9 protein-coding genes are annotated in these 10,716 nt (G+C 71.7%); 6 read left to right on the top strand and 3 right to left on the bottom strand.

Going from position 1 to position 10,716, the window contains the following annotated elements:
- The first annotated feature begins 15 nt into the window (after positions 1-15).
- The 3 genes from G6039_RS08305 to G6039_RS08315 are packed head-to-tail and all read left to right on the top strand — an operon-like array spanning position 16 to position 6,022.
- Positions 16-4,839 (top strand): NAD-glutamate dehydrogenase, encoded by a 4,824-nt coding sequence (locus G6039_RS08305; RefSeq protein ID WP_006930528.1) that lies wholly within the window; start codon positions 16-18, stop codon positions 4,837-4,839.
- Between the two features lie 51 nt (positions 4,840-4,890).
- Complete coding sequence (locus tag G6039_RS08310; protein WP_006930531.1) at positions 4,891-5,325, top strand: acyl-CoA thioesterase; 435 nt, start codon at positions 4,891-4,893, stop codon at positions 5,323-5,325.
- Positions 5,318-6,022, top strand: coding sequence for a DUF8010 domain-containing protein (locus G6039_RS08315; RefSeq protein ID WP_006930539.1), 705 nt, complete (start codon positions 5,318-5,320; stop codon positions 6,020-6,022). Before G6039_RS08310 ends, G6039_RS08315 begins: the two co-directional genes overlap by 8 nt.
- On the opposite strand, the gene G6039_RS08320 is transcribed toward G6039_RS08315, so the two are convergent.
- Genes G6039_RS08320 through G6039_RS08330 form a run of 3 tightly spaced genes read right to left on the bottom strand, consistent with a single transcriptional unit; the run spans position 6,009 to position 8,957 of the window.
- Positions 6,009-6,932: a DMT family transporter gene (locus G6039_RS08320; RefSeq protein WP_006930541.1), complete on the bottom strand. Its 924-nt coding sequence runs from the start codon at positions 6,930-6,932 to the stop codon at positions 6,009-6,011. The genes G6039_RS08315 and G6039_RS08320 overlap by 14 nt on opposite strands.
- Entirely contained in the window at positions 6,920-8,509 is a 1,590-nt protein-coding gene (locus G6039_RS08325) for a glycoside hydrolase family 13 protein (RefSeq protein ID WP_043798962.1), read from the bottom strand. The genes G6039_RS08320 and G6039_RS08325 overlap by 13 nt, the downstream gene beginning before the upstream one ends.
- A 55-nt stretch (positions 8,510-8,564) precedes the next feature.
- Positions 8,565-8,957, bottom strand: a complete 393-nt coding sequence (locus G6039_RS08330; RefSeq protein WP_006930544.1) for a globin — start codon at positions 8,955-8,957, stop codon at positions 8,565-8,567.
- Between the two features lie 174 nt (positions 8,958-9,131).
- Here G6039_RS08330 and G6039_RS08335 point away from each other — a divergent pair, with 174 nt between their 5' ends.
- The 3 genes from G6039_RS08335 to G6039_RS08345 all read left to right on the top strand — a co-directional run bounded on the left by G6039_RS08335 (position 9,132) and on the right by G6039_RS08345 (position 10,546).
- Entirely contained in the window at positions 9,132-9,755 is a 624-nt protein-coding gene (locus G6039_RS08335; RefSeq protein ID WP_006930548.1) for an HNH endonuclease, read from the top strand.
- Between the two features lie 64 nt (positions 9,756-9,819).
- Positions 9,820-10,083 (top strand): aa3-type cytochrome oxidase subunit CtaJ, encoded by a 264-nt coding sequence (gene ctaJ, locus G6039_RS08340; RefSeq protein WP_006930550.1) that lies wholly within the window; start codon positions 9,820-9,822, stop codon positions 10,081-10,083.
- Positions 10,070-10,546 (top strand): DUF5130 family protein, encoded by a 477-nt coding sequence (locus G6039_RS08345; protein WP_006930552.1) that lies wholly within the window; start codon positions 10,070-10,072, stop codon positions 10,544-10,546. The genes ctaJ and G6039_RS08345 overlap by 14 nt, the downstream gene beginning before the upstream one ends.
- Positions 10,547-10,716: the final 170 nt, after the last annotated feature.

Genomic DNA, 10,716 nt, shown 5'->3' on the forward strand with positions numbered 1-10,716 from the left:
GAGGGAGTGAGCACCATGGCCGAGTCCGCCACACCCCAGGGGGTTTCGTCGAACCGGCGCGGTGAGCTCTCGGCGGCCGCGCTCGAGGACGTCTACCGCCGCTACGCGGACACCCTCGACGCCCCCGATCCGGCCCTGTCCGCCCACCTGGACCTCGGCCGCGAGCGGAGTGCCGACGCCGTCCTGACCCGCGTCTACCGGCCCGGCGATCGGTGGGGCGTCGGCGCCGCCCTGCAGATCGTCACCGACGACATGCCGCTGCTCGTCGAATCCGTCATCGCGCTGCTGACCCGGCTCGGCGTCGCCATCCGCGAACTCGTCCATCCCGTCGTGTCCGTCCGGCGCGACGAGGACGGACGCCTGCTCGAGATGGTGGCCGACACCACGCCCCCGCACGGCTTCGTCGCGGAGTCGTGGATTCACGTCCAGCTGCACCCGGCCACCTCCGAGGCCACCCTCGACACCGTCGGCACCGAGATCGGCGGTGTGCTCGCCGACGTGCGGCAGGTCGGGGCCGACACCGCCGCGATGCTCGCCCGCGAACGCGATCTCGCCGTCGAACTCGACGCGCTCGCCGAGAACCCGCCGCCGCGGCACGCCGCGGAGGAGTTGCGGGAGACGGCGGCGCTGCTGCGCTGGCTCGCGCGTGGCAACTACACCGTCCTCGGTTACCGGCGCTACGACATCGTCGCCGACGCCTCCGGGACGCGGCACGCCCGCGCCGTGCCCGGCAGTGGTCTCGGGGTGCTGCGTTCCGACCTCGCCGCCGACGACGTGATCGACATGTCGGCGACCGTCGAGGCCACCGACCGGCCGCTGCTGGTGCTCACCCAGGCGTCCCTGCCTGCCACGGTGCACCGCTCGGTGTACCCGTACTTCGTGGGCGTTGCCGTCCTCGGCCCGGACGGTCGCGTCGTCGGCGAGCACCGGTTCCTCGGTGTGCTGGCCGTGACCGCGCTGCACGAGAACGTGCTCGACATTCCCGTGCTGGCGCGCCGGGTCCGGGAGGTGGTGGCCCGCGCCGGCGTGGAACTGTCGTCCTTCACCGGACAGGCGATGCTCGAGGTGCTGCAGGCGCTGCCCCGGGTGGAACTGTTCTCCGCCGACACCGACACCCTCTACGAGACCGTCACCGCGGTGGTCGCGATGCGCCGGCAACTGCGGTTGTTCCTGCGGGTCGACCCCTACGGCCGCTTCGTCTCGTGCCTGATCTACCTGCCCCGCGACCGCTACAACACACGGGTCCGGGTCGCGATGCAGCAGATCCTGATGCGCGAGTACGGCGGGGGTTCCATCCACTACACCGCCCGGGTCACGGAGGGCGACCTGGCGCTGCTGCACGTGACCATCCGGACCCCGCCGGGACAGGCCCTGCCGCGGATCGACACCTCCGAGGAGAATCGCCTGCGCATCCAGGCCCTGCTCACCGAGGCCAGCCGCAGCTGGGACGACCACCTCGCCGACCTGGCCGCCACCGACCACACCGTCGATCCCGTGCTGGTGCAGCGCTACGCGGAGGCGCTCCCCGACGGTTACAAGGAGGACTTCGACGCCGTCCGGGCGCTGGCCGACATCGCCCGCCTCGAGGCACTGCGCGACGGCAGCATCGACCTGCTGCTGTACCGGCCCCCCGGCGCCGACCCGCGCCGGTGGCGCTTCACGCTCTACATCGGCAGCGAGGGCATCACCCTCAGCCAGGTGCTGCCGGTGCTGCAGAGCCTCGGCGTCGAGGTGCTCGACGAGCGCCCGTACCAGATCATCCGCGCCGACCGGATGAGCTGCTGGATCTACGATTTCGGCCTGGTCCTGCCCGTCGACCTCGAACCCGACCCGAGGGTGACCACCCGTGTCACCGCGGCGTTCGCCGCCGTGTGGCACGGGCTCTCGGAGCCGGACCGATTCAACGAACTGGTCCTGCGGGCCGGGCTGGGCTGGCGGCAGGCCATGATGCTGCGCGCCTACGCGAAGTACCTGCGGCAGGCCGGCTTCCCCTACAGTCAGTACCACATCGAAGGTGTGCTGCTCGCCGACCCGGACACCACCGCGCTGCTCGCCGAACTGTTCGAGGCGATGTTCGACCCCGACGAGGCGTCCGCCGACCGCGAGCAGGACGCCGCCGCCGAACTGGTCGGCCGGATCGACGCCGTCGTCAGCCTCGACGCCGACCGGATCCTGCGCGGTCTCTTCGGCCTCATCCGGGCGACGTTGCGCACCAACTACTTCGTGTCCGGCGACGACGGGGCCGTCGCGCTCTCGCGCGCCGACGCCGCGCCCGCCCGGGTCCTGTCGTTCAAGCTCGACCCGACCCGCATCAACGAACTGCCCCAGCCGCGACCGAAGTTCGAGGTGTTCGTCTACGCACCCGACGTCGAGGGTGTGCACATGCGCTTCGGCTCCGTTGCCCGCGGCGGCCTGCGCTGGTCGGACCGGCGCGAGGACTTCCGCACCGAGATCCTCGGGCTCGCCAAGGCCCAGGCCGTGAAGAACGCCGTCATCGTCCCCGTCGGTGCCAAGGGGGGCTTCGTGGTCAAGCGCCCCGTCGCGCCGACCGGGGACGCGGCCGCCGACCGGCAGGCGGTGCGCGCGCAGGGGGAGGCCTGCTACCGGCGGTTCATCGCGGGCCTGCTCGACGTCACCGACAACCTCGACCGCGCCCGCGGCGTGGCCGTGCCGCCACCGCGGGTGGTCCGCCGCGACGGGGACGACACGTACCTCGTGGTCGCCGCGGACAAGGGCACCGCCACCTTCTCCGACCTCGCCAACGAGGTCGCCCGCGAGTACGGGTTCTGGCTCGGCGACGCCTTCGCCTCCGGCGGATCGGCCGGCTACGACCACAAGGCGATGGGCATCACCGCGCGCGGCGCGTGGGAGAGCGTCAAGCGACACTTCCGCGAACTGGGCGTCGACACGCAGAGCGAGGACTTCACGGTCGCCGGCGTCGGCGACATGAGCGGCGACGTGTTCGGCAACGGCATGCTGCTGAGCACCCACATCCGGTTGGTGGCCGCGTTCGACCACCGGCACATCTTCCTCGACCCCCACCCGGAGCCCGCCGCCTCGTACGCCGAGCGGCGCCGCCTGTACGACCTGCCCCGCTCGTCGTGGGCCGACTACGACGCGGACCTGATCAGCACCGGCGGCGGGGTGTGGGAGCGCTCGCTCAAGTCCGTCCCGCTCAGCCCCCAGGCCCGTAGCGTGCTCGGACTCGACGACGACGTCACCGAGCTCTCGCCCCCCGAACTGATCCGCGCCATCCTCCGGGCGCCGGTGGACCTGCTGTGGAACGGGGGGATCGGCACCTACATCAAGGCCGCCACCGAAACCGACGCAGACGTCGGCGACAAGGGCAACGACGCGGTCCGCGTCGACGGCGCCACCGTCCGCGCCCGGGTGGTCGGGGAGGGCGGCAACCTCGGCGTCACCCAGCGCGGCCGCATCGAGTACGCCCGGGCCGGCGGCAAGATCAACACCGACGCGATCGACAACTCCGCCGGTGTCGACTGTTCCGACCACGAGGTCAACATCAAGATCCTGCTCGACTCGATGGTCACCGCCGGCGCCCTCACGTCCACCGACCGCAACCCGCTGCTCGAATCCATGACCGAGGAGGTCGGGCGAATCGTTCTGAAGGACAACATGTCCCAGAACAATCTGCTCGGCTACTCCCGCACCGGCGCGCCCACGATGCTCGGGGTGCACCAGCGGCTGATCGCCGACCTCGTCGCCGAACGCGGTCTCGACCGTTCCCTCGAGGCACTGCCCGGCGACGCCGAGATCGAGCGGCGCCGCCTCGAAGGGGAGGGACTCACCTCCCCGGAGCTGTCCACCCTGCTCGCCCACGTCAAGCTCGCACTCGCCGACGACCTGCTCGACACCGACCTGCCCGACAGCGACACCTTCGCCGGCCGGCTGCCCGGGTACTTCCCGCGGCAACTGCGCGAACCCTTCCGCACCGGCATCAAGTCCCACCCGCTGCGCCGGCAGATCGTCGCGACGATCCTCGCCAACGAGACCGTCGACAACGGCGGGATCACCTACGTCTACCGGCTCTCGGAGGAGGCCGGCGCGTCGAGCACCGACGCCATCCGCGCCTACGCTGCCGTCACCGAGATCTTCGGCCTGCCCGGCCTGTGGGCGCGCATCCGCGCGGCCGACACGACCGCGGCCGTCGCCGACGACCTGCTGCTCGAATCGCACCGCGTCCTCGACCGGGCGTCGCGGTGGCTGCTGTCGAACCGGCCGCAACCCCTGGCCGTCGGTGCCGAGATCAGCCGGTACCGCGCGATGTTCGCGCGGCTCGCGCCGCGCGTGGAGGAGTGGATGCAGGGCCACCACGTACAGGACCTGAAGGAACGCGCCGAGCCGCTGCTCGCGCGTGGCGCCCCGGAGGAGCTGACGTGGGACGTGTTCCGCCTCCTCGACCAGTTCCCGCTGCTGGACGTCATCGACATCGCCGACATCGCCGAACGCGACGAGGCCGAGGTCGCCGAGCTGTACTACGCGATGGACGCGCACATGGGGATCGACTGGCTGCTGTCCGCGGTCACGGCCCTCGAGCGCGGCGACCGGTGGCACTCGCTGGCCCGGCTCGCCCTGCGCGACGAACTGTACGGTTCGCTGCGCACGCTCACCCTCGACGTGCTCGGCACCGCCGAACCCGGCGAGAGCACCCGCGAGATGATCGAGGACTGGGAGCTGACCAACGGCTCGCGGCTCGGGCGGGCGAGGTCGGCGCTCGAGGAGATCTTCCTGTCTGGAAATCTGGACCTCGCGACGCTGTCCGTGGCGGCGCGTCAGGTCAGGAGCATGGTGCGCGCCGGCGCACCCGACAGGAGGTAGGCAGTTGAAGCACGCCGGGGTGGAGCACCGTGGAGCCGCGGGGCCCGCGCAGTGAGGGACGCGACCGAGCAGTTCGGCTTCCACACCGCGGTGGAGGTGCGCTGGTCCGACATGGACGCGTTCCAGCACATCAACCACGCGCGCATGGTCACCCTCCTCGAGGAGGCCCGCATCCCGTGGCTGTTCGCCGACGGCCGGCCCACCGTGAACCTGCGGGAGGGTGCCGTCATCGCAGACCTGCACGTGCGGTACCGCGGCCAGTTGCGGCACGAGGACAGCCCGCTGGACGTGCTGATGTGGGTCGAGCAGGTGCGGGCGGTCGACTTCACCATCGGCTACGAGGTCCGGCCCGGCGGCGCGCCCGCCGACGCCACGCCCTCGGTGGTCGCCTCCACCCAGATCGCGGCGTTCGACATCGGCACCCAGCGGCTGCGCCGGCTCACCGGCCCCGAACGCGAGTACCTGCAGCGGTGGCGTCGTGGCTGATTCCCTCAGTGCGGCCGGGACGTCACCCGAACGGTGGCTGCAGGTCCCGGACCCCGCCGACCGCTCCGACCTCGTCGCGTTCCTGACCCGCGCGGTCCGGCTCGACGAGGCCGCTGTCGTGCGGCTGCGGCAACGCCCCGACGGGCTGCTCTCGGCGTGGGTGAACACCGGGTTCGACGCCCTCGCCGCCCGGGTGCTGCGCGGCACGATCGCCCCGGCGGACACGACCGTCGCCGCGGACGGGCTGCGCGCGGCCCTCGTCGCCGCCGGCGGCGACGGGATGGACCCGGGGTGGGCGATGGACTCGGCGTGGCGCGGGGCCCTGCCTCCGGATGCCGGGTACGTCCACCTCGACGACGTCCCCGCCCGCGTCCTCGTGGACCTCGCGCAGCGCGGCGTCACGCTCAGTCGCGAGCAGGGGCAGGGACCGCCGTCGTCGCTGCTGGCGCAGGAGGTGCTCGAGGTCGCCGGTGGGGGAGAGCGGGCCGGGGTGCCGATGCGGCTGGTGTTCGCACTCAACGCCATGGGCTTCGTGCCCACGGGCGGTGCCCCCGCGACAGCGGAGATCGACCTCGACCGGATCGACCCGGCCGAAGTGGTGCGCGTGCGGGCGTCGGCGACATGGCTGCGGCTCGACGCCCGCTACGGATCCGTGTACCTCCGCCGCGGCGGAGGTCTCGGCCTCAGCGTGCGCTGACACCGCCGCCGAGATTCCGGCCCAGCAGCGTCAGCGCCGCGACCACGACCACCGTCCCCGCGAGGGCCACCGGGCCGAGCCGCTCGCCGAGCACCAGCACACCGAGCACGGCCGCCACCACCGGTTCCGCGAGCGTGAGGGTGGTCACCGCCGCGGGCGACAGCGTGCGCAGGCCGAGCGCGAACAGCAGGTAGGCGAGCACCGTGGGGACGAGGGCGAGATAGACGACGGTCGTCGCGCCGGCCGCGCTGTCGAGACCGCCCGGCCACTGTGCCAGCAGGATCGCCGCCATGGGCACCGCCGCCAGCCCGAACATCGCGCCCATCGACGCGGCCGGGGTGGCGCCGCGGCCGAGCAGCGCGGCACCCGCGACGGTGTACGTCGCGTAGCCCAGGCCGGCCGCAAGCGCGGGCAGGGCCCCGGCCGCGACGGAACCGGCGCCCGCGGAGGTGCCGCCGCCCGATCCGGCGACGATGAGGACGAGCCCGACGACCGCGATCGCCGTCGACACCGCCCACACGCGGCCGGGGCGGCGCCGGGACACCAGCCACTGCAGCAGCCCGGTGAACGCCGGTCCGGACCCGAGCGCGATCATCGTGCCCGCCGCGACGCCCGCGGTCTGCACCGCGGTGAAGAACCCCAGTTGATACATCACCACGCCGCCGGCGCCGAGCAGCGTCGGCAGCCGGCGGCCCGCCGGGAACAGCGGGCCACGGGCCCGCGCGAACAGCGCGAGCACCGTCCCGGCCAGCACGATGCGGCCCGCCCCGACCGCGACGGCGTCCAACGGGACACCGAGCGCACGCGAACCGAGGGCCTGCGCGGTGCCCGTCGTCCCGAACAGGGCGGACGCCGCCAGCACCAGGGCGACCGCGCTCGCCGGCGAGCGGTGTGCGGTCAGATCAGCCACGCCGCGCCGTTGCCGGGCAGCTGCCCGTCCACCAGCGGCGCGCTGGACAGGATCACCGTGCCCGGCGGCATCTCCACCGGGTGCTCGGTGGTGTTGAGGGCGCAGATCAGCCCACCGGAGCGGCGGAACGCCAGGCACCCGGGCGGACTGCCGTACCAGTCCACGTCGGCGCCGTCGAACTCCGGCCGCCGACGTCGCGCCTCGAGCGCCGCCCGGTACAACGACAGGGTGGACGAGACGTCCTCGAGCTGCGCCTCGACGGTCAGCCCGGCCCACGTGTCCGGCTGCGGCAGCCACGTCTGCGATGCGCTGGTGAAGCCGAACGGCGGCTGCGTGCCCTCCCACGGCATCGGGACCCGGCACCCGTCCCGGCCGCGGTCGGTGTGCCCGGACCGCTCCCACACCGGATCCTGCAGCGCGTCCTCGGGCAGGTCGTCGACGTTGGGCAGGCCGAGTTCGGCACCGTTGTAGAGGAAGGCCGCACCGGGCAGCGCCAGCTCGACGAGGATCATCGCCCGCGCGCGGTCGCGCCCGAGCGGACCGCCGCCGTAGCGCGTCACCTCACGCTCGATGTCGTGATTGGACAGCGTCCACGTCGCGACCCCGCCGCTCGGCGCGACCGCGGCGAGCGACACGTCGATCGCCTCCCGGATCTCGGCGGCATCCCACCGCGCGAGCGCAAGATGGAAGTTGAACGCCAGGTGCAGTTCGTCGGGGCGCAGGTACTCCGAGAACAGCACGTGGTCGTGCACCCAGATCTCACCGACGGCCACCGTGTCCGGATACTCGTCGAGCACCGAGCGGATCCGGCGGTGGATGTCGTGGACCTCGGCGTTGTTGAACCGCGGGTCGTCGTCGAAGTGCCGCAGCAGCCGGTTCTGCTCCCAGTGGTCGAAGTCGGGTAGCCCGCCGGGCTTGGCCATGCCGTGGGCGACGTCGATGCGGAAGCCGTCGATGCCGCGGTCCAGCCAGAACCGCAGGGTCTTCTCCAGGTCCTCGAACACCTCGTCGTTGCGCCAGTTCAGGTCCGGCTGCTCCGGTGCGAACAGGTGCAGGTACCACTGTCCGGGGGTGCCGTCGGGTTCGGTCACGCGGGTCCACGCGGGGCCGCCGAACACGCTCGGCCAGTTGTTGGGCGGCAGGTCGCCGTTCGGCCCGCGGCCGTCGCGGAAGTGGTACCGGGCCCGCTCGGGGCTGTCGGGTGCGGCGACCAGCGCCTCCCGGAACCAGGGATGTTCGGAACTCGTGTGGTTGGGGACCAGGTCCATCATGACGCGGATCCGGCGGGCGTGGGCGGCCTCGACGAGGGCGTCCAGAGCGGCGAGGTCGCCGAACAGGGGATCGACGTCGCGGGGGTCGGACACGTCGTAGCCGTGGTCGGCCATCGGTGAGCGCATCACCGGGTTCAGCCAGATCGCGTCGACCCCCAGCAGCTCCAGGTATCCGAGCTTGTCGCGGATCCCGTCGAGGTCGCCGACGCCGTCTGCGTTCGAGTCGGCGAACGAGCGGGGGTACACCTGGTAGAAGACGGCGTCCGCCCACCAGCGTTGTGCAGGGGTGCCGGGGGGAGTGCTCACAGCCACCCATAGTGCCAAACCGACAGGTGGGCCACGACTCGAACGTGGCCGGCCCTCAGATCGGCGAGTTCATCATCGAGTCCGCCGCCATCTCCATGTACGCGATCAGCTGGCTGCGGTGCTCGTCGTCGAGCGTCTGCGAGTCGATCGACGCGATCGCCGTGTGCATGCAGCGCAGCCAGGCGTCGCGTTCGAGCGGGCCGATCCGGAACGGGTGGTGACGCATCCGCAGCCGCGGGTGCCCGCGCTCGTCCGAGTAGGTGCGCGGTCCGCCCCAGTACTGCTCGAGGAACATCCGCATGCGCCGTTCCGCCGGGCCGAGGTCCTCCTCCGGGTACAGCGGGCGGACGATCTCGTCCTCGGCCACTTCCTCGTAGAAGCGCGCCGTGAGCTTGCGGAATGTCTCGGCGCCGCCGACCGCGTCGTAGAAGGTCTGCTCGTCACTCATCAGTTCTGCTCACCGTCCCTCTCGCTCGTCCATTGTGCCGGTTCCGGGAGTGCGCGCCCCAATCGGACGTCTCCGGCACGGGATGTTCACCTCCGGGACCCGGAAAGTCGTCAGAATCGGCGTGCGACGTGCGTAGATCCGTGGTCCACTTGTGAGCAGTCTTCCGGAGGTCGTATGAAGCACCGACGCATCGCACATCGACAACTCCCGCCCGCCGACGCCCACAACGGGGCGCCGGGGGCCAACTCCCTGTGTGTCGTACGCGACGACGCTGTCCCGGACTGGGTCAAACGCCGCGTACTTCTGCTCAACGCCACCTACGAACCGCTCACCGCGCTGCCCGCCCGTCGCGCGGTCGTGCTCATGGCCGGCGGCAAGGCCGACACCGTGCACGAGGATCCGCTCGGCCCGCTGGTGCGATCCGCGGAATGGGCGGTGCAGATTCCGTGGGTGATCCGGCTCCGGAGCTTCGTGCACGTGCCGTACCACGCGCGGGTGCCGATGACCCGCGCCGCGCTCATGCACCGCGACCGGAACCGGTGCGCCTACTGTGGCGCCAAGGCCGAGACCATCGACCACGTGGTCCCGCGCAGCCGCGGCGGTGAACACTCGTGGGAGAACTGCGTGGCGTGCTGCGCGTCGTGCAATCACCGCAAGGCCGACAAGTTGCTCAGCGAACTCGGCTGGACGCTGCGCGCCGCGCTCGTGCCCCCGAAGGGCCGGCACTGGCGGCTGCTGGCGACGCTGCCGGAGCTGCATCCGACCTGGTTGCCGTACCTGGGCGAGGGCGCGGCCTGATCCCCGTCGCCGCAAGTCGGGGCAAGCGCGCCGGGATCGCACATGCTGGGCTACCGTTTGCGATGTGAGCATTCTCGAGACAACCCTCATATTCGTTGCCATCCCGGTGGCGATCATCGTGATACTCGGGGTCTTCTCCGTCTTCACGAAGCCGGTTCCGGGCACGCGGCCCGCCGAGTACAAGCTCGGGGACAAGTGGGACCACGATCCGATGCTGTGGAGCGCGGTCGACGAGGTCACCACGCACGGCCACCACGGTGGGCATCATGAACTCGTCGCCGGCGCGCCGGTCGACCCGATCGGAGGTAGGGCAAGTGGCAAGTGGTGACGTGATGCACAGCCGGACGGCTGTGGCTCCCGCGGAACTGCCGTACGGTGCGGCGCTGACGGCGAGTGGCCGGATCTCCCGGACCCGCCCCCTCGACGGCCTGTTCGAGGGCCCGCCGTTCCGCGACCGCGACATGATCGCTCTCGACGATGCGCTCACCGAGGCCACCCGGGCGACGAAGGTGCGCTTCAACGTCTACGTCGCGGACGCCACCGACCCGGCGGCAACCACCGACGCGGTGTTCCCGACCACGCCGGAGGCGCCGAACTCGGTGCTCATCGCCGTGTACCCGAACCAGCGCTCCATCGAGATCCGCAGCGGCCGCGGCGTCGCGGACCGCGTCGACAACCGGGTCACGCAGCTCGGCGTGACCGCCGCGATCTCGTCGTTCGGGCAGGGCGACCTGATCGACGGCATCGTCAGCGCAATCCGCGTCATGGCGAACGCGATCACCGCGCCGTAGTTCCCTTCGCCTCTGTGGCCGAATGTCACATCACGTCGATCGGGGCTGACTCAGGTGGTCCATGCGACACGCTCCCTGACCAGGGGAGATGTCAGTGGGTCGAGCAGCACGAGAGGCGAAGAAGGCTAGGTTCTTCGCCATGCGCATGACGAAGGTGTCGATCGCCAAGG

It is taken from the genome of Rhodococcus aetherivorans (assembly GCF_011058165.1).
GTDB lineage: Bacteria > Actinomycetota > Actinomycetes > Mycobacteriales > Mycobacteriaceae > Rhodococcus > Rhodococcus aetherivorans.